A 25,371-nucleotide genomic window follows, 5' to 3' on the forward strand; every position below is an offset into this window, starting at 1 on the left:
GAGTGTTATGAGTGACTCAACGCTCACAGGCAATGCGCCTGTCAGACGAAATATCACGCGGAAAAACGTTATTACTGGTCTGTTATTGCTGCTGTTCGTGTTGATCGCGCTGTGGTGCCACGGTCGACCGGGCAGTGAGCTTGGCCTGCTGGGATTTACGCCGCTGGTGGCACTAGCGATATTATCGCTGATCGGCGTTGATATTGTGCTGGCGGTGATCTCCTCGATTATTATCGCCATGATAATGACCTCGACCGGCCTGCCGGAAATGGGCACGATGCTGGCGAAATCCACCGGATCATTTATCGCCACCGTAGGGCTTATCATTATGCTCGGCGCCGGCGTGGGGGAAGTGGCCACCCGCACCGGCGCAGCGGTTGAGCTGGTGAAATTCGTGGTCCATCGTATTGGGCTGTCGAGCCAGACGCGGGTTAAGTTCGGCATTGTGGTGTCATCGATTTTAATTTGTGGTTCGCTGGGCACCATGGCCGGTGGTAACGCCATTATCGTGGCCGTGATCATTCCGGTGGCGGCAGCGGTACGCTTAACGCCGCCGACAGTCGCCGCGCTGATGATGACCGCCGGCTCCGTTGGGCTCTTTACCGGGCCCTTCACCCCCAGCACCGTGACAATCCTCAGCCTCGGCGGGTTGAGCTATCCGGACTATCTGCTGTACGTCGGTCTGCCGATGAGTGCGGTGACGCTGCTGGCCGGCTGGATAATGGCGGGGCGGATCCAGAAGATGACCGAAGGCAAACTGCGCTATGACGTCGATCTTTCGGAGAAGCCAAAAGAGGAAGGATCTCAGCGCCGCGCAGCAGCGTCGGCGTAAATTAAGCGCGCTGGCCTTCGCCGCGACGATCATTGTGATGGCGGTCGTTGGCGTGGTGATCAAAGCTGGCTTCAGCTTTGCGATTATCGTGATGCTGCTGGTGGCGCTGATGACCGGGCTGGTAGGCGGCCTGCGACCGACGCAGATCCTGCAGGCGCTGTATCACGGCTGCGGCCGTCTGGTGTGGATGTTTATCCTCTACTGGCTGTATAACCCAATCCTTGAACTGATGGATGGTCTGCATGCCTATCAGGGGCTGCTGGAGTATACCCAACCGCTGCTCGAGGGTATCTCCCCGGCCTGGCTGTGCTTTAGCATCTTCGCGTTCAATATTATCGGCCATGTGCCCGGTGCGGCGGTGGCGCAAATGACGTTTACCCATAAAATCTTTGGCCCGATGCTGATGGCCGCCGGCGTGCCGCCGCAGGGGACCACCGCGGTGCTGCTCGCCTCGTCTCAGGTGGACTGGTTCGGTCCGTTTCCCTCATCGGACATGTTCGGCCAGATGGGGCTGGCGCAGTCAACGCATCTGAAATATATGCTCTATAACGGCTGGGCAATCGTGGTGGCGAATATCATTCTCTTTGCGCTGCTGTTTCAGATCCTGGTGTAACGAACGACCGCAGACGCGGGGGAGGTCTTCCTCCGCGTCGACGAACGGGCGCGAGGTTTTCCTTTTCTCACCGCGACACCCACCGTAAAATCAGTCTCTTGTTCCCACTGCGTAATGGAATCTATGCTGACTCTCGCCCATCTTCAACAGCGCCGCAGCCGGCGTTGGCTCTTTGGATTAACGCTGTTGCTCCTGGTTACGCTACTGATCAGCCTGTGCGCGGGCGATCAATGGATCCCGCCTGGGGAATGGCTGAGCGCGAAAGGCCAGTTGTTCATCTGGCAGATCCGCCTGCCGCGAACCCTGGCGGTGGTGCTGGTGGGGGCGGCGCTGGCGCTCTCCGGGGCGATTATGCAGGCACTGTTTGAAAATCCGCTGGCGGAGCCGGGTCTGCTGGGCGTCTCCAACGGGGCGGGCGTTGGGCTGATTGCCGCCGTCCTGCTGGGGAAAGGGGTCTTGCCCGGCTGGGCGCTCGGCCTGTGCGCGATCCTCGGCGCGCTGCTGATCACCTTTATTCTGCTACGTTTTGCCCGCCGCCATCTGTCTACCAGTCGTCTGCTGCTGGCGGGGGTGGCGCTGGGGATCATCTGCAGCGCCCTGATGACCTGGGCGGTCTACTTCTCCACCTCTTTTGACCTGCGTCAGCTGATGTACTGGATGATGGGCGGGTTTGGCGGCGTCGACTGGCAGCAGTTGTGGCTGATGATAGCCCTCCTGCCGGTGCTCTGCTGGGTCTGTCTGCAGTCGCAACCCCTGAATTTACTGGCGCTGGGCGAGGTCTCCGCTCGTCAGCTCGGGCTGCCGCTGTGGCTATGGCGCAAGCTGCTGGTGGTGGCGACCGGATGGTTGGTCGGCGTTAGCGTGGCGCTGGCGGGGGCAATTGGCTTTATCGGCCTGGTGATCCCGCACATTCTGCGATTATGCGGCTTAAGCGATCACCGGGTGTTGCTCCCGGCCTGTATGCTGGCGGGGGCGAGCGCCTTGCTGGGGGCGGATATCATTGCCCGACTGGCGCTTTCCGCCGCAGAGCTGCCGATTGGCGTGGTGACGGCGACGCTGGGCGCGCCTGTATTTATCTGGTTGCTGCTGCGTTCGCGGGTGCGAGGATAGCGCGGCGCCGTCGGCAGGGACGGCGCCGGTTCAGGCTTACCAGCCTTTAATCGCGTCGCCTTTGTAGACTTCCTTCGCTTTTTCCGCGACTTCGCTGGTCTGGAAGGCGGCTTTCAGCTCCTGAATTTTCTTGCTGTCCTTATTATCCTCGCGGGCGACAATCGCATTCACGTAAGGGGAATCCGGCTCCTCCATAAACAGACCGTCGCGGGCGGCCGACAGGCCCGCCTGAGCGGAGAAGTTGGTGTTAATAATTGACAGGCTGACGTTCGGATCATCAAGGGTACGGGTCAGCTGCGGGGTATCCACTTCAACAATTTTCAGCTGTTTCGGGTTGTCGATGATATCCAGCGTGGTGGGTAAATAGCCGACGCCCGGTTTCAGCTTGAGTAACCCCTGCGCCTGGAGCAGCAGCAGGCTGCGGCCCAGGGTGGTGGTTTCATTAGAAATGGTCACCGTCGCCCCATCGGGCAGTTCGCTGATGTTTTTGATCCGGTGAGAATAGGCGGCGATAGGGAAGACAAAGGTTTTACCGACCACCGCAAATTTATAGCCACGCTCTTTCGACTGCGCCTCAAGGTACGGCAGGGTCTGGAAGGCGTTGGCATCCACATCTTTGTTGTTCAGCGCTTCGTTGGGCAGCACATAATCATTGAAGGAGACCACTTCGACGTCGAGATGATATTTATCCTTCGCCACCTGCTCCACCACTTTCCAGATGGCTTCGTCCGGCCCGGTATTGATAGCGACTTTCACTTTATTATCTTCATCCGGAGAGCAGGCGCTCAGCAGGGCGACAGAGGTGGCGATTAACGCCAGGCTAAACAACTTCTTCATCAATAAAACTCTCTTAAATTAACAAGTAACGAAACCATATTACATTACCGGGATACTGTACACGGAAATGGTCGACTGCCCAATTGAGAGGATTTCATGTTGCCGGCGGCCAGCGAAGCGCTGTTACATCATGCGACAACTCGGGGGGATTGGCAGTAGAATGGCGGCCGCTGAATCCGCTACAGTAGATAGGGATCACCTTCACCGGAAACCGGTTTATCCATTGAGGACAGGCTATGCAACATGACATTCTGAATACCGAAGTGACGACCATTGATGGCGAGAAAACCACCCTGGCATCCTTTGCCGGCAAGGTGCTGTTGATCGTCAATGTGGCCTCGAAATGCGGCCTGACGCCGCAGTATGAGCAACTGGAGGATCTGCAAAAGCAGTTTGCCGGCGAGGGCTTTAGCGTACTGGGGTTCCCCTGCAACCAGTTCCTCGGCCAGGAGCCGGGCAGTGAAGAAGAGATTAAGACCTTCTGCAGCACCACCTACGGCGTCACCTTCCCGCTGTTCAGCAAAATTGACGTCAACGGTGAACATCGCGCACCGCTGTATCAAAAACTGATTGCCGCCGCGCCGAAAGCGGTGGCCCCGGAAGGCAGCGGTTTTTATGAGCGGATGGCCAGCAAAGGCCGGGCGCCGCTGTATGTGGACGACATTCTGTGGAATTTCGAAAAATTCCTCGTCGATCGCCAGGGCAACGTCATTCAGCGCTTCTCTCCGGATATGACGCCGGACGATCCGCAGCTGGTGGCGGCGATTAAAGGAGCGCTGGCGAAATAATGGCGTTTCTGATGCAGCTACAGGATGTAGAAGCGGCGGGGCGTCTGGCCCCGTTCTCTGCGGCTTTTCGCGCCGGGGAGATTGTCCACCTGGTGGGGCCGAACGGCGCAGGGAAGAGCACGCTGCTGACCCGCATGGCGGGGCTGTCCGACGGCCCCGGCACGGTTCATTTTAACGGCCGGCGGCTTGACGAGTGGCCGGCGACGGAGCTGGCGCGCCGTCGCGGATATCTGTGCCAACACCAGACCCCGCCGTTCGCCATGCCGGTGTGGCACTACCTGGCGCTGCATATGCAGCAGCAGGGCGATAGCGCCCGTCTGAGCGATATCGCGGCCAGGCTTGGTCTGGACAATAAGCTGGGCCGTCAGGTCAATCAGCTTTCGGGCGGTGAGTGGCAGCGCGTGCGGCTGGCGGCAGTCATCCTGCAGATCGATCCCTTGAGTCATCCCGCGGGTCAACTGCTGCTGCTGGATGAGCCGATGAACAGTCTGGATGTGGCTCAGCAGGCGGCGCTGGATCGGCTGTTACGTGAGCTGAGCGCGGCGGGTATTGCGGTGGTGATGAGCAGCCACGATCTCAACCATACCCTGCGCCATGCCGGACAAAGCTGGCTGCTCTGCCAGGGCGAAGCCATCGCCTGCGGAGAGACCGCCGAGGTGCTGAATGAGGAAAATTTAACCGCTGCCTATGCGATCCCGTTCCAGCGCGTGGAGGTGGCCGGTCATATTATGCTCATCGCGTCACAGTAGCACGCAGTCACCTTGTCAGTGTATTGATAAACAAGCTAAATTATTGCGATAAAGAGACTAGGGACAGAGGGATCATCTGAAATGCGCTTCTGGTTCATGTTGGCGGCGGCGTTAATTTTAGCCGGCTGCAGCAGCCATCGGGCACCGCCGCCGAATCCTCGGCTGGCTGACTCCATTACGGTGGTGGCGAATCTGAACGAGCAGCTGCGCAGCTGGCGTGGCGCGCCGTATCGCTACGGCGGCATGACGCCGCGCGGCGTTGACTGCTCCGGCTTCGTGGTGCGCACGTTTCGCGATAAATTTGCCCTCCAGCTGCCGCGTGAAACCCGCGAGCAGGCGGAAGTCGGCACCCGCATCGATAAGCGCGATCTGCTGCCCGGCGATCTGGTGTTCTTCAAAACCGGCTCAGGGGAGAGCGGCTTACACGTTGGCATTTACGATACCGACAACCAGTTTATTCATGCCTCCACCAGCCAGGGCGTCACCCGTTCCTCGCTGGATAACGTCTACTGGAACAAAAAGTTCTGGCAGGCGCGGCGTATCTGACGTCATTCAGAAGCAAGAGGGAAGTGAGGCTTCCCTTTTTTCTGCCGATAACCCTGCACTCCGCCTGTGTTAATCCGCTGTTCGAGGCACTACACTGAAGGAAGGAGGAACCATGACCCTTTCTTTTACCACCCACTGGCGGGATGAACTGCCGGATTTTTACACTTCCCTGTCACCGACGCCGCTGGATAACGCCCGACTCATCTGGCGCAACGCCCCACTGGCGCAACAGCTGGGGGTGCCCGACGCCCTGTTTGCGCCTGAAAGTGGGGCCGGCGTCTGGGGCGGCGAAGCGCTGCTTCCGGGCATGTCGCCGCTGGCGCAGGTTTACAGCGGCCATCAGTTTGGCGCCTGGGCTGGCCAGCTGGGCGACGGACGCGGGATCCTGCTCGGCGAGCAGCAGCTGGCGGATGGCCGCCGTTACGACTGGCATCTGAAAGGCGCCGGCCTGACTCCTTATTCGCGGATGGGGGACGGCCGCGCTGTGCTGCGCTCGACGATCCGGGAAAGTCTGGCGTCAGAGGCGATGCACGCGCTGGGGATCCCGACGACGCGCGCCCTGGCGATGGTGACCAGCGATACGCCGGTCTACCGCGAGCGCGTGGAGGCTGGCGCGATGTTGATGCGGGTGGCAGAGAGCCATGTCCGCTTCGGCCATTTCGAACATTTTTACTATCGCCGTGAGCCGCAGAAGGTCCAGCAATTGGCCGACTATGTCATTCGCCACCACTGGCCGCAGCTGCAGGATGAGGCAGACAAGTATCTGTTATGGTTCCGTGACGTTGTCACGCGTACCGCGCAGACCATCGCCAGCTGGCAAACCGTGGGCTTTGCCCATGGGGTAATGAATACCGACAATATGTCAATTCTCGGTCTGACCATCGACTACGGCCCGTATGGCTTCCTTGACGATTTTCAGCCGGACTTCATCTGCAACCACTCGGATTACCAGGGGCGCTACAGTTTTGAAAACCAGCCGGCGGTAGGACTGTGGAATCTGCAGCGTCTGGCCCAGTCGCTGTCGCCGTTTATCAGCGCCGAAGCGCTGAACGCGGCGCTGGATGATTATCAGCACGCCTTGCTGACTACTTATGGCCAGCGGATGCGCGATAAACTCGGCCTGTTCAGCCAGCAGAAAGGGGATAACGACCTGCTGGACGGGCTGTTTGCCCTGATGATCCGTGAGAAGAGCGACTATACCCGAACGTTCCGCCTGCTGAGCCACAGCGAACAGCTCAGCGCCGCCTCGCCGCTGCGCGACGAGTTTATCGATCGGGGGGCTTTTGACAGCTGGTTTGCCGGGTATCGTGCGCGCCTGCGTGATGAACAGGTGGATGACGCGCAGCGCCAGCAGCGGATGCATGGCGTTAATCCGGCGCTGGTGTTACGCAACTGGCTGGCGCAGCGGGCGATAGAGCAGGCCGAGGCGGGCGATATGGGCGAGCTGGAGCGCCTGCATGCCGCGCTGGCTGACCCCTTTACCGATCGCGAGGACGACTACGTCCGCCGCCCACCGGACTGGGGGAAACGTCTGGAAGTCAGCTGCTCGAGCTAACTCGCCTCGCCCCGCGCTCAGCGGGGCGCTTATTTGGTCAGAATTAACTTCCCGGCATGGGTCTGGCGCAGCAGATAGCGCTGGCCGCCATGTTCAATGACTACCCGTCCTTCGCTACCTAACAGCACCCGACTGCTAATCTGCCTGTCCGTCGCCACGGGATAAGGGGCATTGTCTTTTGGTTTTTCAGCTGTGGCAGTGTTATCCATACGCGTCATAGCTCTCAAAATAAAAATCAAAGCAACAATGATAATCATTATCAATAATGTTGTTTTTGACGGCAAGCGTTATTTATCGTGTTACCGGATTTGGTAGGGGAGTCACCGAAGGAAATTGCCCGCCGCAGGCGCGACGGGCGGAGCGGTTACAGACGGGTAGCGGTGGCGGCGGCCAGCTCGCTCAATAACCTTTCGCTGTCATCCCAGCTCAGGCAGGGGTCGGTGATCGACTGGCCCCAGGTCAGCGGCTGGCCGGGGACCACTTTCTGGGTGCCTTCCTGCAGGAAGCTCTCTGCCATAATCCCGGCGATGGCGGTGGAGCCGGCGCGAATTTGCTGACAGATATCGGCGCACACCTCCAGCTGACGGCGGTGCTGCTTCTGGCAGTTACCATGGCTGAAGTCAACGACCAGCTGTTCCGGCAGATCGAATTCACGCAGCGCCTCGCCAGCGGCAGCAATATCCTCGGCATGATAGTTTGGCTGTTTGCCGCCGCGCATAATGATATGCCCGTACGGGTTGCCGCTGGTCTGGTAAATCGTCATCTGCCCCTGCTTGTCCGGGGAGAGGAACATATGGCTGGCGCGGGAAGCGCGGATGGCGTCCACCGCGATGCGCGTATTGCCATCGGTGCCGTTTTTAAACCCGACCGGGCAGGAGAGCGCTGAGGCCATCTCACGGTGGATCTGGCTTTCGGTGGTGCGCGCCCCGATGGCACCCCAGCTGATGAGATCGGCGATAAACTGACCGGTCACCATATCGAGAAACTCGGTGGCCGTCGGTACCCCCAGCTCATTAACCTGCAGCAGCAGGCGCCGCGCCAGCTCAATTCCGTGGTTGACCCGGTAGCTGCCGTTGAGATCCGGATCGGAGATTAAGCCTTTCCAGCCCACCACGGTACGCGGTTTTTCAAAATAGGTGCGCATCACGATCTCCAGCTGCGGCTGGTAGCGCTCGCGCATGCCCTGCAGGCGGCGGGCATATTCCATCGCCGCGTCGGTATCGTGAATGGAGCAGGGGCCGATAATCACCAGCAGGCGGCGGTCTTCGCCGTTGAGGATTTTTTCAATTCGGCGGCGGGAGGCCGAGACGTGGGCGGCCACGTCGGCCGTGACGGGATGGCGCTGTGCCAGTTCCGCGGGCGTTACCAGGCTTTCAATGCGCGCGGTACGCAATTCGTCTGTTTTATTCATTGGGGTCTCAAAATCTGTTTCTTCCGCGGCGAAAATGCCGGGAAGTGATGCGCATCACGATAAACCAATCCCTGCTTATTGCAAGAGCAGGGCATGATCCTGTATAGGCCACGGGTGATAGCATAAACAAATTTTTAATAATGTACTAGTGTGTTAGTACATTCTGCGATTCAACCCCATGATGTCCATGATTTTTGTCGCAATTTCCTCAACAGAATAATTGGTACTGTTCAGGCACGGGATTTTATTTTTGCGATACAGGGCCTCCACTTCGGTCACCTCCATCCGACACTGACGCAGAGAGGCGTAGCGGCTGTTCTCCCGACGCTCTTCGCGGATCGCCGCCAGCCGTTCGGGGTTGATGGTCAGGCCGAACATCTTATGCTGCAGGGGTTTCAGCGACGCCGGCAGCACCAGATTGTCCATATCGTCGGCGATAAACGGATAGTTGGCGGCGCGAATGCCGTACTGCATGGCGAGGTACAGACTGGTGGGCGTCTTGCCGCAGCGCGACACGCCGAGAAGGATCACCTGGGCCTGATCGAGGTTACGCAGGGAGATGCCATCGTCGTGGGCGAGGGTGTAATCGATGGCGGCGATACGCGCATCATATTTAATCAGGTTGCCGGGGTTGAGGCCATGAGTACGGTGCGCCACTGGCGTCGGGTCGAGGTTGAGCTCCTGCTGCAGCGGGGCCACCAGCGCCTGCACGATGTCCTGACAAAAACCTTCGCTTTGCAGGATAATGTCGCGGATTTCCGGGATGACGATGGAATAGAACACCAGCGGACGAATGCCCGTTTGCTGATAGATGGCGTCGATCTGCTCCTTCACCGCCCGCGCGCGGCTGACGTTTTCGACAAACGGCAGAGTCACGCTGCTGATGGCGACCGGGAATTGCGACATCACGGCATGCCCCAGCACTTCTGCCGTAATGGCGGTACCGTCAGAAATATAAAATACGTGGCGATCTACAGCACTTTCCATTTTGACCATCCGGTATAATGAGTTTAATTGCCTGAATACGGATATTAAATTTAAGCATATCCCTGTTTGATTTGTCTCTTGTTAAAATTGAAACGCTATTTTTGTTTTTTATGAAAAGGGTGGTTCATTTTCTTTTTTTTGCCGTTATTTCCAGCGTTTTTCGTCATAATTCCTAAAAATCATTAAGTTAACTATATCGGGGGAACAGTCCGAAAATTGAAAAAATAATTTGCTTGAACGATTCACCGTTTTTTTCAGCACCATAAATATGTCAGGATAATCCTGCAGTCGATCGTGAAATTTTTTTCACTGGTATTAAATCACAAAAGGATTGTCTCGATGTCCAACAATGGCTCGTCACCGCTGGTGCTTTGGTATAACCAACTCGGCATGAATGATGTAGACAGAGTTGGGGGCAAAAATGCCTCCCTTGGTGAAATGATTACAAACCTGTCCGGTATGGGTGTCTCCGTGCCTAACGGGTTTGCCACCACCGCTGATGCTTTTGATCAGTTCCTGGACCAAAGCGGTGTTAACCAGCGCATTTATGCACTGCTGGATGAAACCGACATTGACGACGTTTCCGCATTAGCGAAAGCGGGCGCGCAGATCCGTCAGTGGATCATCGACACCCCTTTCCAGAGCGAACTGGAAAACGCGATTCGCGATGCTTATGACCTGCTGTCCGCCGATGACGCCGAGGCCTCATTTGCCGTGCGCTCTTCCGCCACTGCGGAAGATATGCCGGACGCCTCCTTCGCTGGGCAGCAAGAGACATTCCTCAACGTGCAGGGCTTTGACGCCGTGCTCGTTGCCGTGAAGCACGTGTTTGCCTCACTGTTTAACGATCGCGCGATCTCCTATCGCGTGCATCAGGGTTACGATCACCGCGGCGTGGCGCTTTCCGCCGGGGTGCAGAGGATGGTCCGCTCCGATCTGGCCTCCTCCGGCGTCATGTTCTCTATCGATACCGAGTCCGGCTTTGACCAGGTGGTGTTTATCACCTCGGCGTGGGGCCTCGGCGAGATGGTAGTGCAGGGCGCGGTGAACCCGGACGAATTCTACGTCCACAAGCCGACGCTGGCCGCTGGCCGCCCGGCTATCGTGCGCCGCACCATGGGGTCGAAAAAGATCCGCATGGTTTACGCGCCGACCCAGGAGCACGGCAAGCAGGTGCGTATCGAAGATGTGCCGCAGGCGCAGCGCGATGTTTTCTCGTTAACCAACGAGGAAGTCGAAGAGCTGGCGAAGCAGGCGGTGCAGATCGAGAAGCACTACGGTCGTCCGATGGATATCGAGTGGGCGAAAGATGGCCACACCGGTAAGCTGTTTATCGTCCAGGCGCGTCCGGAAACTGTGCGTTCCCGCGGCCAGGTGATGGAGCGTTATACCCTGCACGCTCAGGGGCAGATCATCGCCGAAGGGCGCGCCATCGGCCACCGTATCGGCGCCGGCCCGGTGAAGGTGATCCACGATATCAGCGAGATGAACCGCATTGAGCCAGGCGACGTGCTGGTTACCGACATGACCGACCCGGACTGGGAACCGATCATGAAGAAAGCCTCGGCGATCGTCACCAACCGCGGCGGACGTACCTGCCACGCGGCGATTATCGCCCGTGAGCTGGGGATCCCGGCAGTGGTCGGCTGCGGCGATGCCACCGATCGCATTCAGGAAAACCAGAACGTGACCGTCTCCTGCGCCGAAGGCGACACCGGCTATGTTTACGCCGAGCTGCTGGACTTCAGCGTCAAGAGCTCCAGCGTCGGCGAGATGCCGGATCTGCCGCTGAAGGTGATGATGAACGTCGGCAACCCGGATCGTGCGTTTGACTTCGCCTGCCTGCCGAACGAAGGCGTGGGTCTGGCGCGGCTGGAATTTATCATCAACCGCATGATTGGCGTTCACCCGCGCGCGCTGCTGGAGTTTGACGACCAGGAGCCGGGCCTGCAAAACGAAATCCGCGAGCTGATGAAAGGCTACGATTCGCCGAGAGAGTTCTACGTCGGCCGTCTGACCGAAGGGATCGCTACCCTTGGCGCCGCCTTCTACCCGAAACGGGTGATCGTGCGTCTTTCGGACTTTAAATCTAACGAATACGCCAACCTGGTGGGCGGCGAGCGTTATGAGCCGGAAGAAGAGAACCCGATGCTCGGCTTCCGCGGCGCCGGACGCTACGTTTCCGAAAGCTTCCGCGATTGCTTCGCGCTGGAGTGTGAAGCGATGAAGCGCGTGCGTAACGACATGGGGCTGACCAACGTCGAAGTGATGGTGCCGTTTGTGCGTACCGTCGCCCAGGCGAAAGCGGTGGTCGAAGAGCTGGAGCGTCAGGGGCTGAAGCGCGGCGAGAACGGGCTGAAGATCATCATGATGTGTGAGATCCCATCGAACGCCTTGCTGGCCGAGCAGTTCCTCGAGTACTTCGACGGCTTCTCCATCGGTTCGAACGACATGACCCAGCTGGCGCTCGGTCTGGACCGCGACTCCGGCGTGGTCTCTGAGCTGTTTGATGAGCGCAACGACGCGGTGAAAGCCCTGCTGTCGATGGCGATCCGCGCAGCGAAAAAACAGGGCAAATACGTCGGCATCTGCGGCCAGGGGCCGTCTGACCATGAAGATTTTGCCGCCTGGCTGATGGAAGAAGGGATCGACAGTCTGTCCCTGAACCCGGATACCGTGGTGCAAACCTGGTTAGGTCTGGCGGAACTGAAAAAATAAGTTCGCCCTGACAGCACCGATCCCCGGGAGCGATGCCGGGGATTTTTTTTGCCTGTTGCAGGCTGTCCGGTGTGGCGATGCGCAGGACAAAAAAAAGCCCATCGTGGGAGATGGGCAAAGACTACACACAGCAATTCGTTGTTTCACTCAGGGGATTTCCATGCTTATAAATCAAGGTGTTGATTTATAACCGTGAGCTAATAGTAGGCAGCGGGGCCTTTGCCGTCGATCAGATTCCTCTCAATAGTTAAATTGTTGTGAAGGACCGGGGGAGGAAAGCGAGGGGAATGGCGCTCAGGGCCAGCGCTTTGCCGGCAATCAATAAATTTTGCTTAACAATAAGTGGGCAAGGAAACAGGCGGGTCTCCCCGCCTGCCAGGGCATTACTTGCGACCGGCCTCCAGCTCGCTGAGCTCTTCGAGGACGACGTCAGGGTCTTTCGGCGGTGGCGGCACTTCGTGTACCCAGGCGTCATACAGACGCCAGGAGACGGCCAGCAGCACCGGGCCGATAAACAACCCGATCATGCCGAAGGCGATCAGTCCGCCAATGACGCCGGTGAGGATGAGGATCATCGGCAGGTCGGCACCCATACGGATAAGCACCGGACGGATCACGTTGTCCATGGTGCCGACCACGCAGCTCCATACCAGCAGTACGGTGCCCCAGGTGGTGTCCCCGCTCCAGTAAAGCCAGATTATCGACGGCACCAGAACCAGCAAAGGCCCGAGCTGGACCAGACAGGTAAAGATCATCACCACGGTCAGCAGGGCGGCGTAGGGCACGCCGGAGATGGCAAGACCAATCCCACCCAGCACCGCCTGAGTGAGGGCCGTCACCACCACACCCAGCGCCACGGCGCGTACGGCCTGGCCGGCCAGCAGCACCGCGGCATCGCCGCGTTTGGCCGCGAGGCGTGTAGCGAAATAGCGGAAACCGTAGGCCACCTGCTCGCCGCGCCAGTAGAGCAGCGCGCTGAACAATAGCATCAGACCGCAGTAGACCAGCAGCTTGCCGATGTGCGCCGCCTGACCGACGAACCAGCTGGTGGTGGTGCCAATATACGGGCGAACCTTGGCCATAATCGCCGAGCCGCCCATATCCAGCAGGCCGTGCCAGGCGGAGTACAGCTTATCGCCGACCAGCGGCACGCTGTTCAGCCAGGCGAAATCCGGCAGCGTCACATTTCCACTGCTGATAAGTTTGATCAGCGGGACGCTGTTATCCACCAGGCTGTTGACCAGCAGAGCGATAGGAATAACGAATAACAAAAACAGCAGCAGGGTCATCGCCAGCACCGCCAGCATCCGTTTGCCAAACAGCACGCGCTGCAGACGCAGCAGCACCGGCCAGGTGGCGATCACCACCGTACCGGCCCAGGCGAAGGACAGAATAAACGGCTGCACAACCCACAGGCAGGATATGATAATCAGGGCCAGGAACAGCACCGACAGCAGTATTTGCGGAATGTCCCGAGGCTGATGGAGGTTTATCATAGAGAAATTTTACCTTTCCAGTCGCGCCAAAAAGCTGGCGCCGCGTAAATCCATGTACTGATAATAATATCAATAATATTGCCGGGCTGATTTTGCACAGAAAACACGTGGGCGCATATGAAAAAAATGTGATAAAAAGTTGAATGCGCTACGCAAACGTTTAGTTAGCACCAACACAATATTTTCAAACACAACATAGTCAGGCAGGGTCAAGTGTGATGATCCCACAAATTTCTCAGGCACCAGGGGTAGTTCAGCTGGTGCTGAATTTTTTGCAGGTACTGGAGCAACAGGGTTTTACCGGCGATACCGCCACCAGCTATGCCGACAGGCTGACGATGGCCACCGACAACAGCGTCTATCAGCTGCTGCCGGATGCGGTGCTTTTTCCGCGTTCTACGGCGGACGTGGCCTTGCTGGCGCGCGTCGCCGCCGAACCGCGCTTTACATCGCTGGTCTTCACGCCGCGCGGCGGTGGCACCGGCACCAACGGCCAGGCGCTGAACGGCGGGATTATTGTCGATATGTCCCGCTATATGAATCGCATCATTGAGATTAACCCCGAAGAGGGCTGGGTGCGCGTTGAAGCCGGGGTCATCAAAGATCAACTGAACCAGTTTCTTAAACCCTATGGTTACTTCTTTGCACCTGAGCTTTCCACCAGCAACCGCGCCACGCTGGGCGGGATGATAAACACCGACGCGTCCGGACAGGGATCGCTGGTGTACGGTAAAACGTCGGATCACGTGCTCGGTCTGCGAGCGGTGCTGATGGGCGGCGATATCCTCGATACCCAGGCGGTGCCGGTGGCGCTGGCGGAGACGCTGGGCAACACCCCATCGACGATTGGCCGGATCTATAACACGGTCTACCAGCGCTGCAAGACGCAGCGTGAACTGATCATTGATAAGTTTCCTAAACTTAACCGCTTCCTCACCGGGTACGATCTGCGTCATGTCTTTAACGATGAGATGAGCGAGTTCGATCTGACCCGTATTTTAACCGGTTCGGAAGGCACGCTGGCGTTTATTACCGAAGCGCGGCTGGATATCACCCGCCTGCCAAAGGTGCGCCGCCTGGTCAACGTCAAATATGACTCCTTTGACTCTGCGCTGCGTAACGCGCCCTTTATGGTGCAGGCGAAAGCGCTGTCGGTGGAGACTGTCGACTCCAAGGTACTGAATCTGGCGCGCGAGGATATCGTCTGGCACTCGGTAAGCGAACTGATCACCGACGTGCCGGATAAAGAGATGCTCGGGCTCAATATCGTCGAGTTTGCCGGGGATGACGCTACGCTGATTGACCAGCAGGTCACCGCCCTGTGCCAGCGGCTGGATGAGCTGATGGCCGGCAGTGAGGCGGGCGTCATCGGCTGGCAGGTCTGTCACGATCTCGATGGCGTAGAGCGGATCTACGCCATGCGCAAGAAGGCCGTGGGTCTGTTGGGCAATGCCAAAGGCGCCGCCAAGCCTATTCCTTTCGCCGAGGACACCTGCGTACCGCCTGAGCATCTGGCGGATTACATCGTCGAGTTCCGCGCGCTGCTCGACAGCCACGGCCTGAGCTACGGCATGTTTGGCCACGTTGATGCCGGGGTGCTGCACGTGCGTCCGGCGCTGGACATGTGCGATCCGCAGCAGGAGGTGCTGATGAAGCAGATCTCTGACGACGTGGTGGCGCTGACGGCGAAGTATGGCGGCCTGCTGTGGGGCGAACATGGCAAAGGCTTCCGCGCGGAGTACAGTCCGGCCTTCTTTGGCGAGACGCTGTATGCCGAGCTGCGGAAGATCAAAGCGGTCTTCGATCCCGATAACCGCCTGAACCCAGGGAAAATCTGTCCTCCGGAAGGCGTCGACGCACCGATGATGAAAGTCGATGCGGTGAAGCGCGGCACCTGGGATCGGCAGATCCCCATCGCGGTGCGCAGCAACTGGCGCGGGGCGATGGAGTGTAATGGCAACGGGTTGTGCTTCAACTTTGACGTCAAGAGCCCGATGTGTCCGTCGATGAAAGTCAGCAACCAGCGCATCCACTCGCCGAAAGGGCGCGCGACGCTGGTGCGTGAATGGCTGCGCCTGCTGGCCGACCGCGGCGTCGATCCCAACCAGCTGGAGAAGGCGCTGCCGGAGCAGGGCGTCAGCCTGCGTTCGCTGGTGGCGCGCACGCGGAACAGCTGGCATGCGCGTAAAGGGGAATATGACTTCTCGCACGAGGTCAAAGAGGCGATGTCCGGCTGTCTGGCCTGTAAAGCCTGTTCGACCCAGTGCCCGATCAAAATCGATGTGCCCGAGTTCCGTTCGCGCTTCCTGCAGCTGTACCACAGCCGCTATCTGCGCCCGGTACGCGATCATCTGGTGGCGTCGGTCGAATCCTATGCGCCGCTGATGGCGCAGGCGCCGAAGACCTTTAACTTTTTTATTAACCAGCCGTGGCTGAAAAAGCTCTCGGAGAAGCACATTGGGATGGTCGATCTGCCGCTGCTTTCGGCGCCGTCGCTGAAGCAGCAGATGGCCGGCCACCGCTCCGCCAACATGACGCTTGAGCAGCTCGAAACGCTGAGCGACGAGCAGAAAGCGAAGATGGTGCTGGTGGTACAGGATCCCTTCACCAGCTACTACGACGCCCAGGTGGTGGCCGACTTTATTCGCCTCGTCGAAGCGTTAGGCTATCAGCCGGTGCTGCTGCCGTTCTCTCCAAACGGCAAGGCGCAGCATATTAAAGGATTCCTCACCCGCTTCGCGCGCACCGCGCAGAAGACGGCGGACTTCCTCAATCGCGTGGCGCAGCTTGGCATGCCGCTGGTCGGCGTCGATCCGGCGCTGGTGCTCTGCTACCGCGATGAATATAAGCAAACACTCGGCGATAAGCGCGGCGATTTCCAGGTGCTGTTAGTGCATGAGTGGTTGCCGAAGGCGCTGACGACCGCCGCCCGTCCCGATCAGGGAGGCGAGCCCTGGTACCTGTTCGGCCACTGTACGGAAGTGACCGCGCTGCCGGCGGCGACAAAGCAATGGGCAGATATTTTTGCCCACTTTGGCGCGAAGCTGGAAAACGTCAGCGTCGGGTGTTGCGGGATGGCAGGGACCTATGGTCATGAAGTGAAAAACCATGCCAACTCGCTGGCCATTTACGCGCTCTCCTGGCAGCAGGCGATGCAGCGGCTGCCGCGTAACCGCTGTCTGGTGACGGGCTACTCCTGCCGCAGTCAGGTGAAGCGCATTGAAGGCAGCGGCGTTCGCCATCCGCTGCAGGCGTTACTGGAGATAATAGGATGATTTGGAAACGTCAGGCCACGCTGGAGCAGCTCAACCGGCTCGGTGAGGGAAATATGGTGGGGCTGCTCGATATTCGCTTTGAGACCTTTACCGACGATACGCTGGAGGCCACGATGCCGGTGGATGGCCGTACGCAGCAGCCGTTTGGCCTGCTGCACGGTGGGGCGTCGGTGGTGCTGGCGGAGACCCTGGGGTCGGTAGCGGGTTATCTGTGCAGCGAAGGCGAACAGAAGGTGGTGGGGCTGGAGGTTAACGCCAACCACATTCGTTCGGCGCGCGGGGGCCGGGTGCGGGGTGTCTGTAAAGCGCTGCACGTCGGTACTCGCCATCAGGTCTGGCAAATCGAAATCTTCGACGAACAGTCGCGATTGTGCTGTTCATCGCGGCTAACCACCGCAGTAATATAAGCCGTGACCGGGAGGCGAATAGCCTCCCTTTTTTCAGGGTAATAAGCGGAAACGGGTTTGTCAGGACCAGAGATTTTGTCACAAGGGCCACCCTGCAGCGGCAAGGAATTATCTAATAAATATATTATTGCCGATCCACTCTCGTTATATATGCTACTCTTTTCAATACTAAATGCTTAAAGGTAACAAGAGGACGGTTAACCATGGGTATTCTTTCCTGGATCATTTTTGGACTTATTGCCGGTATTTTAGCCAAGTGGATTATGCCGGGGAAAGACGGCGGCGGGTTTATTGTCACCGTTATTCTGGGGATCATCGGCGCCGTGGTCGGCGGCTGGATCAGTACCCTCTTTGGTTTTGGCAAAGTCGATGGGTTTAATTTCGGCAGCTTCGTGGTCGCGGTTATCGGTGCGCTGGTCGTGCTGTTTATCTACCGGAAAGTGCGTAGCTAATTCTCTGCCATTCTGTTTCATTCAAGTTAACAAAGCTGCCGCGATAAGCGGCAGCTTTTTTTATTGCAGCCCCAGGTCGGGCGACCCGCGCAAGGGCTATTGCCCGTCGGCATCCCCGGTAACGGGCACCACCTCAACATGAACTTCGTAGTGCTTCGCCGGGCTGGCCGGGATCAGCGCGGTCAGTTTGTTAATGGTTTCTGCCGGCGTATCGGTCGCTACCGTGGCCGAAAAGAGCACCGGTCTGTGCGGCGGAAGCTGCGGCGGGAACGGCGGAAGGGGGCCACGGCCCATCTCCAGCGGGGGGCGGGCTCCGTTATCAACGGCGGGCGCCGGGCCGTCGGTTTTATCGGCCGCAAAGGCGCTGGCGGCGGCAACCGCGGCGATAGCGAACAGGGCAGTCAAAGCTTTTTTCATCTGGTATTCCTCGATTAGCAAGTACCAAAAGAGTAGAGGGCGGCGGCAGGCGGGACAATCCCGTGCGACGCGAATCCTCTGAATCTCCTTTTTTCTTCGCGAATGTGAAGGTCAGATGAGAGCTTGTGTCATTGGGGAAGCATTTTAGTTCAGCAGTACGCTCATAATCAGCAGCACAGCCATGCACATCGACATAATACTGATATCAACAATCATTCTTTACGACAAAAGCTCCAGCAAACGGGTACGGCACGGCGGCGACGTCAAAGCACGTATTATAGTGGTTAAAGATTGTACCCTGGCATACATTCACTGGACAAATGATTATTCGCCAGACGTTGCCTGAGTTGCCCGCGCCTGACCATAGTGCCATGACCACGACTGGTTCCACACCTTGCAACCAGCGCTCAGCGGAGCAACATGAGGATGGCTCATGTTGCAATGAATTTAAGTCGCTTTCCCTCCAGCGCCGACTCTGGCAAAAATAGACTCATTAACGAATCAACAACATTTACCGGTTGAAGCGCGCCAGGCCTGACCCCGCGTTGCTTGTGGAATGGCAATTTGCTCATTCAGCTTCATACCCAACACCAGAATGGACAATCGCCATGACTAACGAATTTACCTATACGATTAAGCGCAGTCGTTTTGATGAGAACTATAACCCCGCGGAAAATACGCGTATTACCACCAACTTTGCCAATTTAGCCAGAGGGGAGAACCGTCAGGAAAATCTGCGTAATACGTTAATCATGATGAATAACCGGTTTAATACCCTGGCGCACTGGGATAATCCCCACAACGATCGCTATGCGGTGGAACTGGATATTATTTCTGTCGAGATGAATATTGCTCAGGATGACGCCAGCTTCCCGGTGATAGAGATCCTGCAAACGCATATTGTCGATAAAAAGAGCGGTGAGCGTCATGCCGGTATCGCCGGTAATAACTTCTCTTCCTATGTGCGGGATTATGATTTTAGCGTGCTGCTGCTGGAGCATAATAAAAATCGGGGTAGCTTTAGCGTGCCCGATAACTTTGGCGAGCTGCATGGCAATATCTTTAAGGATTTCGTGCAATCCAGCGCCTATAAGGCCAGCTTCAGCAAGGCACCGGTGATTTGCCTGAGCGTTTCCAGTAAAGATGTTTACCGGCGTACCGGCAATGAACATCCGGTCCTCGGCATTGAATATGCTCAGGATGGCGTGTCGCTGACGGAGCGCTATTTCAGCAAAATGGGCTTGCAGGTGCGCTATTTTATGCCGAAGCACAGCGTCGCGCCGTTAGCCTTTTATTTTACCGGCGATCTGCTCAGCGATTACACCAGCCTGGAGCTGATCGCGACCATCAGCACGATGGAGACGTTTCAGAAAATATACCGCCCGGAGATCTACAATGCCAATTCCGCGGCGGGGCAATACTATCAGCCCAATCTCAGTCACCTGGATCATTCATTAACAAAAATTGTTTATGACCGGGAAGAGCGCAGCCTGTTGGCGATAGAGCAGGGTAAATTTACACAACAACATTTTATCAACCCGCACAAGACGTTGCTTGAGCAATGGTCTGCTAACTTCGCGCTTTGCTAAACCAAAATAAAAGGCTACTTATTATGAAAACATGGCTTCCGACATCGACCGCCGGCAGTTTACCGAAACCGTCCTGGCTGGCGCAGCCAGAGACCCTGTGGTCGCCCTGGAAACTGTCCAGCGAAGAATTACTGGCCGGCAAGCGCGACGCGCTGCGTTTATCCCTCGACGACCAGCTGCGTGCCGGGATCGATATTGTCAGCGACGGCGAGCAAACGCGGCAGCACTTTGTCACCACCTTTATTGAGCACCTCAGCGGCGTTGATTTTGCCAAACGTGAGATCGTGAAAATTCGTAACCGCTATGAGGCCAGTGTTCCAACCGTGGTGGGCGCCGTGGAGCGCCAGAAACCGGTCTTCGTGGAGGACGCGCGCTATCTGCGTCAGCTCACCAGTCAGCCGATCAAATGGGCGCTGCCGGGCCCAATGACGATGATCGACACGCTGTATGACAACCACTATAAAAGCCGGGAAAAGCTGGCCTGGGAGTTTGCCAAAATCCTCAATCAGGAAGCGAGAGAGTTAGAGGCCGCCGGGGTCGATATTATTCAGTTCGATGAGCCGGCCTTCAACGTCTTCTTTGATGAAGTCAACGACTGGGGGATCGCCGCCTTAGAACGAGCGACCGAAGGGCTGAAGTGTGAAACGGCGGTCCATATCTGCTACGGCTATGGCATCAAGGCCAACACCGACTGGAAAAAAACGCTGGGCTCCGAGTGGCGCCAGTATGAAGAGGCCTTCCCGCAGCTGCAGAAATCATCCCTCGATATTATCTCTCTCGAGTGCCACAACTCGCGGGTGCCGATGGATCTGCTGGAACTGATCCGCGGTAAAAAGGTGATGGTCGGGGCGATCGATGTCGCCAGTCATGCTATCGAAACGCCAGAAGAGGTGGCTGGAACCCTGCGCAAGGCGCTGGCGTTCGTCGATGCCGACAAACTCTACCCGTCCACCAACTGCGGTATGGCGCCGCTGCCGCGCCATGTTGCGACCGGCAAACTGCATGCCCTGAGCGCCGGCGCTGAGATCGTTCGCCGCGAGCTGGCGGCAAAGTAAGGCGGGGCGCACTCCCGTTATCTTCCCCTGGCGGTGTCCTTCATCGCCGGTTCACCTCCTGAGCGGGCTGTTGTCCGCTCAGCGTCATGTTGCCGCCAGCGGGCGGCAGATCGCCCGCAGGGCGACGGCACTGCACAGTGGAAACAGCGCCAGCAAGAGCCAGGGATAAACCGCCTGCGACGAGGGGGTGAGCGCCTGGTCAAGCAAATGACCGAGCAGCAAATTCCCGGCTAACACCGCGCAACCCCCCGCGGTGGCGAGCGCCCCGTAGTGGGCGCCCAGCGTCGACTCCTCGGCGAACAGCGGTATGAGATCCTTGGCTGAGGGCACCAGTAACATCTGGCCGAGGGTGAGCAGCGTGACAAAGCAGGCCGACGGCAATAATCGCAGCCAGCCTTCGGCGGGCGGGGTGGCGGCGAATAACGCCACGCTGGCAAAAGATGCCGACAGCAGCAGAAAGCCCACCGGCAGGATGCGCACGGCGCCAATTCGTCGGGCGAAGCGGGCGAGAGGGAGCTGCAGGGTGATAATCAACAGCGAGGCCAGCATAAAGAGCGGCGCCAGATCCTGCTCACGACCGCCGGAACGTTGGATCTCCACCGGCAGGGCGAGGTACAGCTGGTTGTAGCTCAACAGCCATGAGCTGTAGGCGAGAATAAACGCGACAAAGCGCGGCTGGCGCAAAGGCGTCCACCATGGGACTCGTCTGCGCGTTGTTGTCGTGTGCCCGTCGGCGGGCAGACAGAAAAAGAGCACCAGCAGCGCCAGGAGAAATATTCCCGCGCCGGCGAGGGCGATATGCCGAAAACCGATCCCGCTCATCAGCCCACCCGCTACGGGTCCGATCACCGCCCCCAGCTCACCGCATACCGCAAACAGCGCAAACCACTCGGCGCGGCTGCGTTTTCCGTTGGCCTGGCTGTGGGTACCGGTCCGCGCCAGCAGGGCCTCGATCGACGGGGAAAACAGAGCGCCGCCGACGCCGGTCAGGCAGGCACCGAGGATAATGGGCCACAGCGACGTAGCGCACGCCAGCAGCAGATAACCGGCGACGCGAACGACGCAGCCGGCGAGGATGATGGCCTTAGCGCCATAGCGGTCGGCCAGCGTCCCGCCGATGATAAACATGCCCTGCTGAGAGAAGGTGCGCAGCCCGAGGATCAGGCCGATAAGTCCCCCAGAGAGCAGCATGTCGTCGCGCAGGAAGAGGGCGAGGAAAGGAACGACCGCGTAAAAGCCAATATTAAAAACGAACTGGCTTCCCAGTAACACGGGAGGCCAGAGGGTTGCCGCAGGGCGCAGGGAGAAGAGAGGCATATCCGCCCAACCTAAACGATGAAATGAATATGTTTTTTACCGTGGTAAGGGGAGATCTCGATTTTGGTTTTCACCCGGAAAACGTCCCACAGCAGCGCTTCGGACAAAATCTCCTCCGGCGTCCCGCTGGCGAGGATCTGCCCCTGCTGCATCACGATCAGCGAATCGCAGAACATCGCGGCATGGTTAAGATCGTGAATAGCCACAATGCTGGTCACCGGCAGCTCGCTGATCAACTGCATTAACTGCATCTGATGGTGTATATCCAGATGGTTGGTGGGCTCATCCAGCAGAATTTCGCTCGGGCTCTGCGCCAGCGCGCGGGCGATATGCACCCGCTGCCGCTCGCCGCCGGAGAGGCTCAACCATCCCTGTTCGCTTTTCTCCAGCATCGCCACCCGCTGCAGCGCGGCGGTGATCGCCTCGTCATCCTGAGCGCTCCAGTTTGAGAACGGAGAGTGGTGGGGAATGCGCCCCAGGCGTACGACGTCGCGCACCCGCATATTGGCCTCGGTCATGCCGTGTTGCTCGACGAAAGCCACGCGGCGGGCGAGCTGCTTTTTCGCCATCCGGGTGATGTCCTGGCCGTCGAGGGTGACGCGACCCGCATCCGGGCGGCGCAGGCCCGCCAGAACGCGCAGCAGCGAGGATTTGCCGCAGCCGTTGGGCCCCAGCAGTCCGACCGTTTCGCCGCGGGACACCCGCAGCGAGACATTATTGACGATGACCTTTTTGCCTGCCTTCCAGGTGATATTTTCAGCGCAAATACTCATCACTTATTCCTTGAGCGGTAGATAATCACGGCAAAGAAAGGCACCCCAACCAGGGCGGTTACCACCCCAACGGGCAGACTCTGCGGGGCAATCAGCAGGCGCGACGCAATGTCCGCCAGCACCATCAGGATCGCCCCTGCCAGCGCGCTGGCAATCAGCAACGTCCGGTGTAGCGGGCCAAAGAAGAAGCGCATCACGTGCGGCACCACCAGGCCGACAAAGCCGATCGAGCCGGCCATACTGACGATGGTGGCGGTGATCAGCGCCGCGGTGGTGAAGAGGATCAGGCGTACCTTTGGCACGGCAATCCCCAGCGAGGCGGCGGCATCATCGCCGAAGGTGAACGCATCCAGCGCCCGGGCATACCACAGGCAGACCGCAAGGCCCGCGAGCACCACCACGATGACCAGCTGGAATTCGGGCCAGCGGACGCCGCTGAAGCTGCCCAGCAGCCAGAACATCACATCGCGCGCCTGCTGTGCGCTGGCGGAGGTGCTGATGGTGTAAGCCGTGATGGCGTTAAATAACTGCGACGCGGCAACGCCCGCCAGAATCGTACGCTCATTGCCGCCGCGCGCGCCGTTAGTCAGTAAGGCGACAAAGGCGAAGGCGGCGAAGGCCCCGGCAAAGGCGCCTGCCGAGAGGGAAATCGCGCCAGCGCCAAGGCCCAGCACCACGATCGACACCGCGCCGGTGGAGGCCCCGGCGGAGACGCCGAGGACGTAGGGTTCCGCGAGGGCATTTTTCAGCAGGCTTTGCAGCACGACGCCGCAGATAGCGAGGCCTGCGCCGCAGCAGGCGGCGACCAGCGCGCGGCTGAGGCGGAAATCCCAGATCACGCTCTCATAGATACGGTTGAGAGGCTCAGCGGTTAAGCCGGTTCTGTTGCTGATAGTGTAAAAGACATTCTGCAGCGGGATAGCCAGCTCGCCGACGCTGACGCCCACCGCTATCACCAGCGCCAGCACGATCACGGCCAGTAAACACCAGCCGGTGAGCAGCATGCTGCGGCGCGTCTGAAGCACGGCGACGCTCATCAATTCAGCCCCATTTTTCTCAGCTGTTCGCCCACCTGTTCCGCGCCATAAAGTGTGCGAATGGTCGGGTTCATCGCCTGACCGTCCATGACCACGATATGGCCTTTTTTCACTGCCTCCAGCTGACTGACGGCGGGATCGCTTTTGAGGAATTTGATCTTCTCCTCGGCCTTATCCAGCGCCCAGCGGTTACGATCCAGGCTGGAGACCACGATCACATCCGGGTTGGCGGCAATAATGCTCTCCCAGCTCACCGTGGGCCACTCGGTTTCGGAGGTAATCGCATTATGTCCGCCCAGCACGCTGGCGATAAATCCGGAGGCGCTGTTTTTTCCGCCAACATAGGCATCGGCCGAAGGTGAGGCGCTGGAGAACCAGAAGACGAAGGAGAGATCCTTTTTGCTTTTACCAAACTCCTGGCGCAGGTCGGCTTCACGTTTTTTGAAATCGGCAATCAGTGCCTGACCACGATCTTCGACGTTGAAAATGCGAGCAAAATCGCTAATTTCCTGATACAGCCAGGTCATATCCCACAGCTTTTGCCGGCTGCCGTACATATCGCCGGTGGCCTTTTTGGTGGCGCACATCCCCGGTGAGACGTAGCTGTTTACGCCGACGGTAGCGAGATCTTCACGCTTAGCGACTTTGCTTTCCGGCCCCAGCAGCAGCGGCAACTGGGCGGGAACGAAATCGGGATTTTGCGCCAGCACGGATTCCAGGCTCGGAATTTCCACCGTCAGAGTTTTTATCTTCGCGTTTTGCTCAGCCAGCTGCGGTAAAACGCTGGTCGGCCAGAAGGCGCTGGCGACCACCTGCTTTTGCAGCCCGAGCAGCAGCAGAATTTCGACCGTATTTTGCCCCAGCGCGACCACGCGCTCCGGCGGCTGGGTGAAGGTCTCCTGATAGCCGCAGTTTTCAATCGTCAGGGGGTAGGTTGTTGCCAGCGCGGAACTGACGGCGGTGAACATCAAGCCTAACGCGCAGAGGACCTTCTTCATTAAACGCTATCCTTGTAAACAGGCGAGTGGATGACCAGCAAATGGGAGTAATGCAAATGAAACTCATTATTGGGGCGGGGTTTTATACAATGCAATATATTCAGTGTCAATGTGGGACTATTTCGGCACGGAATGAAACCAGAACATTGCCTGTGCGGACCGCGGGATCCTGTCGGGGAGGTGCCGATGCTTATCTATAACGTGTTTGGCCGATATCTCGGGGTGAAGCGTGAGGGGGCGCGCTGGCTGGTATTCCGTGTCGATCTGACGGAGCGCAAATTTTCCCGGCTGTATGACATCATCATCCCTGATGAAATGCCCGAGGAGGCGATCCCGGGCTGGCTGGACGATCTTTTTCATGAGGCGGCGACCGCACGCTATCCAGGCGTGCAGCGCGTGGAATAAACGG

Annotated in this window: 23 protein-coding genes, 1 other RNA gene and 1 pseudogene; 13 read left to right on the forward strand and 12 right to left on the reverse strand. The window is 58.3% G+C overall.

From position 1 onward, the window contains the following. Window positions 1–7 precede the first annotated feature (7 nt). Both CWM57_RS00220 and btuC read left to right on the forward strand, forming a co-directional pair. Window positions 8–1,445: pseudogene (locus tag CWM57_RS00220) on the forward strand (gluconate:proton symporter). A 123-nt stretch (window positions 1,446–1,568) separates the two neighbouring features. Then, complete coding sequence (gene btuC, locus CWM57_RS00225; RefSeq protein ID WP_100675432.1) at window positions 1,569–2,555, forward strand: vitamin B12 ABC transporter permease BtuC; 987 nt, start codon at window positions 1,569–1,571, stop codon at window positions 2,553–2,555. Between the two features lie 36 nt (window positions 2,556–2,591). Here the strand turns inward: btuC and CWM57_RS00230 are convergent, their stop codons facing one another. After that, entirely contained in the window at window positions 2,592–3,392 is an 801-nt protein-coding gene (locus tag CWM57_RS00230) for a MetQ/NlpA family ABC transporter substrate-binding protein (protein WP_100675433.1), read from the reverse strand. A 236-nt stretch (window positions 3,393–3,628) separates the two neighbouring features. Between CWM57_RS00230 and CWM57_RS00235 the strand changes: the two genes are divergently transcribed. The 4 genes from CWM57_RS00235 (at window position 3,629) to selO (ending at window position 7,030) form a co-directional block, all read left to right on the forward strand. Beyond that, window positions 3,629–4,180: a glutathione peroxidase gene (locus CWM57_RS00235; RefSeq protein ID WP_074385548.1), complete on the forward strand. Its 552-nt coding sequence runs from the start codon at window positions 3,629–3,631 to the stop codon at window positions 4,178–4,180. Next, window positions 4,180–4,929, forward strand: a complete 750-nt coding sequence (gene btuD, locus CWM57_RS00240) for a vitamin B12 ABC transporter ATP-binding protein BtuD (protein ID WP_100630676.1) — start codon at window positions 4,180–4,182, stop codon at window positions 4,927–4,929. Before CWM57_RS00235 ends, btuD begins: the two co-directional genes overlap by 1 nt. Window positions 4,930–5,010: 81 nt before the next feature. Continuing rightward, a complete protein-coding gene (locus CWM57_RS00245; protein WP_100630675.1) occupies window positions 5,011–5,475 on the forward strand; it encodes an NlpC/P60 family protein in 465 nt (154 codons plus the stop codon). A gap of 112 nt (window positions 5,476–5,587) precedes the next feature. Further along, window positions 5,588–7,030 (forward strand): protein adenylyltransferase SelO, encoded by a 1,443-nt coding sequence (selO, locus tag CWM57_RS00250; RefSeq protein WP_100630674.1) that lies wholly within the window; start codon window positions 5,588–5,590, stop codon window positions 7,028–7,030. A gap of 29 nt (window positions 7,031–7,059) precedes the next feature. Here the strand turns inward: selO and hemP are convergent, their stop codons facing one another. From hemP to CWM57_RS27300, 4 genes are all read right to left on the reverse strand, one after another. Further along, window positions 7,060–7,239, reverse strand: a complete 180-nt coding sequence (gene hemP / locus CWM57_RS00255; protein ID WP_023290103.1) for a hemin uptake protein HemP — start codon at window positions 7,237–7,239, stop codon at window positions 7,060–7,062. 155 nt (window positions 7,240–7,394) lie between these two features. Beyond that, window positions 7,395–8,441 (reverse strand): 3-deoxy-7-phosphoheptulonate synthase AroH, encoded by a 1,047-nt coding sequence (gene aroH, locus CWM57_RS00260; protein ID WP_061156355.1) that lies wholly within the window; start codon window positions 8,439–8,441, stop codon window positions 7,395–7,397. Between the two features lie 153 nt (window positions 8,442–8,594). Next, window positions 8,595–9,428, reverse strand: a complete 834-nt coding sequence (locus CWM57_RS00265; protein WP_044612763.1) for a pyruvate, water dikinase regulatory protein — start codon at window positions 9,426–9,428, stop codon at window positions 8,595–8,597. A gap of 144 nt (window positions 9,429–9,572) precedes the next feature. Then, the gene (locus tag CWM57_RS27300) at window positions 9,573–9,692 is read right to left on the reverse strand and encodes a hypothetical protein (RefSeq protein ID WP_165784109.1); all 120 of its coding nucleotides are present in this window, start codon (window positions 9,690–9,692) and stop codon (window positions 9,573–9,575) included. 75 nt (window positions 9,693–9,767) lie between these two features. On the opposite strand from CWM57_RS27300, the gene ppsA reads away from it, so the two are divergent. Further along, entirely contained in the window at window positions 9,768–12,146 is a 2,379-nt protein-coding gene (gene ppsA / locus CWM57_RS00270) for a phosphoenolpyruvate synthase (RefSeq protein WP_008804447.1), read from the forward strand. 86 nt (window positions 12,147–12,232) lie between these two features. Here the strand turns inward: ppsA and rprA are convergent. Together rprA and ydiK are read right to left on the reverse strand one after the other, a co-directional pair. Next, window positions 12,233–12,340: antisense sRNA RprA (gene rprA, locus CWM57_RS00275), an RNA gene on the reverse strand. A gap of 189 nt (window positions 12,341–12,529) precedes the next feature. Next, on the reverse strand, window positions 12,530–13,642 hold the full coding sequence (ydiK, locus tag CWM57_RS00280) for an AI-2E family transporter YdiK (protein ID WP_100675434.1): 1,113 nt from the start codon (window positions 13,640–13,642) through the stop codon (window positions 12,530–12,532). 218 nt (window positions 13,643–13,860) lie between these two features. On the opposite strand from ydiK, the gene CWM57_RS00285 reads away from it, so the two are divergent. From CWM57_RS00285 to CWM57_RS00295, 3 genes are all read left to right on the forward strand, one after another. Next, on the forward strand, window positions 13,861–16,917 hold the full coding sequence (locus tag CWM57_RS00285) for an FAD-binding and (Fe-S)-binding domain-containing protein (RefSeq protein WP_074385554.1): 3,057 nt from the start codon (window positions 13,861–13,863) through the stop codon (window positions 16,915–16,917). Next, window positions 16,914–17,324 carry a 1,4-dihydroxy-2-naphthoyl-CoA hydrolase gene (gene menI, locus CWM57_RS00290; protein ID WP_023290099.1) on the forward strand — a complete coding sequence of 137 codons (411 nt, stop codon included), beginning with the start codon at window positions 16,914–16,916 and terminating at the stop codon, window positions 17,322–17,324. Before CWM57_RS00285 ends, menI begins: the two co-directional genes overlap by 4 nt. A gap of 203 nt (window positions 17,325–17,527) precedes the next feature. Further along, window positions 17,528–17,776 carry a GlsB/YeaQ/YmgE family stress response membrane protein gene (locus CWM57_RS00295; RefSeq protein WP_002909014.1) on the forward strand — a complete coding sequence of 83 codons (249 nt, stop codon included), beginning with the start codon at window positions 17,528–17,530 and terminating at the stop codon, window positions 17,774–17,776. A gap of 96 nt (window positions 17,777–17,872) precedes the next feature. On the opposite strand, the gene CWM57_RS00300 is transcribed toward CWM57_RS00295, so the two are convergent. Next, a complete protein-coding gene (locus tag CWM57_RS00300; protein ID WP_061154234.1) occupies window positions 17,873–18,193 on the reverse strand; it encodes a hypothetical protein in 321 nt (106 codons plus the stop codon). 608 nt (window positions 18,194–18,801) lie between these two features. Between CWM57_RS00300 and CWM57_RS00310 the strand changes: the two genes are divergently transcribed. Both CWM57_RS00310 and CWM57_RS00315 read left to right on the forward strand, forming a co-directional pair. Further along, complete coding sequence (locus tag CWM57_RS00310; protein WP_074385555.1) at window positions 18,802–19,782, forward strand: DUF1852 domain-containing protein; 981 nt, start codon at window positions 18,802–18,804, stop codon at window positions 19,780–19,782. Window positions 19,783–19,805: 23 nt separating this feature from the next. After that, window positions 19,806–20,837 (forward strand): methionine synthase, encoded by a 1,032-nt coding sequence (locus CWM57_RS00315; protein WP_061154236.1) that lies wholly within the window; start codon window positions 19,806–19,808, stop codon window positions 20,835–20,837. A gap of 84 nt (window positions 20,838–20,921) precedes the next feature. Here CWM57_RS00315 and CWM57_RS00320 read toward each other — a convergent pair whose 3' ends face one another. From CWM57_RS00320 to CWM57_RS00335, 4 genes are read right to left on the reverse strand one after another with little or no spacing between them, the layout of a single operon-like run. Further along, complete coding sequence (locus CWM57_RS00320; protein WP_165784144.1) at window positions 20,922–22,109, reverse strand: MDR family MFS transporter; 1,188 nt, start codon at window positions 22,107–22,109, stop codon at window positions 20,922–20,924. Between the two features lie 56 nt (window positions 22,110–22,165). Further along, complete coding sequence (locus CWM57_RS00325) at window positions 22,166–22,927, reverse strand: ABC transporter ATP-binding protein (RefSeq protein WP_008804455.1); 762 nt, start codon at window positions 22,925–22,927, stop codon at window positions 22,166–22,168. Further along, window positions 22,927–23,964 (reverse strand): FecCD family ABC transporter permease, encoded by a 1,038-nt coding sequence (locus tag CWM57_RS00330; RefSeq protein ID WP_100675436.1) that lies wholly within the window; start codon window positions 23,962–23,964, stop codon window positions 22,927–22,929. Before CWM57_RS00330 ends, CWM57_RS00325 begins: the two co-directional genes overlap by 1 nt. Beyond that, a complete protein-coding gene (locus CWM57_RS00335) occupies window positions 23,964–24,962 on the reverse strand; it encodes an ABC transporter substrate-binding protein (protein WP_100675437.1) in 999 nt (332 codons plus the stop codon). Before CWM57_RS00335 ends, CWM57_RS00330 begins: the two co-directional genes overlap by 1 nt. A gap of 186 nt (window positions 24,963–25,148) precedes the next feature. Here CWM57_RS00335 and CWM57_RS00340 point away from each other — a divergent pair, with 186 nt between their 5' ends. Beyond that, window positions 25,149–25,367 carry a hypothetical protein gene (locus CWM57_RS00340; RefSeq protein ID WP_074385558.1) on the forward strand — a complete coding sequence of 73 codons (219 nt, stop codon included), beginning with the start codon at window positions 25,149–25,151 and terminating at the stop codon, window positions 25,365–25,367. Window positions 25,368–25,371 lie beyond the last annotated feature (4 nt).

It is taken from the genome of Klebsiella sp. G-Nf4 (assembly GCF_002810615.1).
GTDB lineage: Bacteria > Pseudomonadota > Gammaproteobacteria > Enterobacterales > Enterobacteriaceae > Klebsiella > Klebsiella variicola.

Coding starts and splice junctions, on each gene's coding strand:
- ydiK (WP_100675434.1), bottom strand. CDS start 13,642: ATGATAAACCTCCATCAGCCTCGGGACATTCCGCAAATACTGCTGTCG.
- CWM57_RS00300 (WP_061154234.1), bottom strand. CDS start 18,193: ATGAAAAAAGCTTTGACTGCCCTGTTCGCTATCGCCGCGGTTGCCGCC.
- CWM57_RS27300 (WP_165784109.1), bottom strand. CDS start 9,692: ATGGTGCTGAAAAAAACGGTGAATCGTTCAAGCAAATTATTTTTTCAA.
- CWM57_RS00235 (WP_074385548.1), top strand. CDS start 3,629: ATGCAACATGACATTCTGAATACCGAAGTGACGACCATTGATGGCGAG.
- CWM57_RS00335 (WP_100675437.1), bottom strand. CDS start 24,962: ATGAAGAAGGTCCTCTGCGCGTTAGGCTTGATGTTCACCGCCGTCAGT.
- CWM57_RS00295 (WP_002909014.1), top strand. CDS start 17,528: ATGGGTATTCTTTCCTGGATCATTTTTGGACTTATTGCCGGTATTTTA.
- CWM57_RS00325 (WP_008804455.1), bottom strand. CDS start 22,927: ATGAGTATTTGCGCTGAAAATATCACCTGGAAGGCAGGCAAAAAGGTC.
- CWM57_RS00315 (WP_061154236.1), top strand. CDS start 19,806: ATGAAAACATGGCTTCCGACATCGACCGCCGGCAGTTTACCGAAACCG.
- btuC (WP_100675432.1), top strand. CDS start 1,569: ATGCTGACTCTCGCCCATCTTCAACAGCGCCGCAGCCGGCGTTGGCTC.
- selO (WP_100630674.1), top strand. CDS start 5,588: ATGACCCTTTCTTTTACCACCCACTGGCGGGATGAACTGCCGGATTTT.
- btuD (WP_100630676.1), top strand. CDS start 4,180: ATGGCGTTTCTGATGCAGCTACAGGATGTAGAAGCGGCGGGGCGTCTG.
- CWM57_RS00330 (WP_100675436.1), bottom strand. CDS start 23,964: ATGAGCGTCGCCGTGCTTCAGACGCGCCGCAGCATGCTGCTCACCGGC.
- CWM57_RS00245 (WP_100630675.1), top strand. CDS start 5,011: ATGCGCTTCTGGTTCATGTTGGCGGCGGCGTTAATTTTAGCCGGCTGC.
- CWM57_RS00265 (WP_044612763.1), bottom strand. CDS start 9,428: ATGGAAAGTGCTGTAGATCGCCACGTATTTTATATTTCTGACGGTACC.
- hemP (WP_023290103.1), bottom strand. CDS start 7,239: ATGGATAACACTGCCACAGCTGAAAAACCAAAAGACAATGCCCCTTAT.
- menI (WP_023290099.1), top strand. CDS start 16,914: ATGATTTGGAAACGTCAGGCCACGCTGGAGCAGCTCAACCGGCTCGGT.
- CWM57_RS00340 (WP_074385558.1), top strand. CDS start 25,149: ATGCTTATCTATAACGTGTTTGGCCGATATCTCGGGGTGAAGCGTGAG.
- CWM57_RS00285 (WP_074385554.1), top strand. CDS start 13,861: ATGATCCCACAAATTTCTCAGGCACCAGGGGTAGTTCAGCTGGTGCTG.
- CWM57_RS00310 (WP_074385555.1), top strand. CDS start 18,802: ATGACTAACGAATTTACCTATACGATTAAGCGCAGTCGTTTTGATGAG.
- aroH (WP_061156355.1), bottom strand. CDS start 8,441: ATGAATAAAACAGACGAATTGCGTACCGCGCGCATTGAAAGCCTGGTA.
- CWM57_RS00230 (WP_100675433.1), bottom strand. CDS start 3,392: ATGAAGAAGTTGTTTAGCCTGGCGTTAATCGCCACCTCTGTCGCCCTG.
- ppsA (WP_008804447.1), top strand. CDS start 9,768: ATGTCCAACAATGGCTCGTCACCGCTGGTGCTTTGGTATAACCAACTC.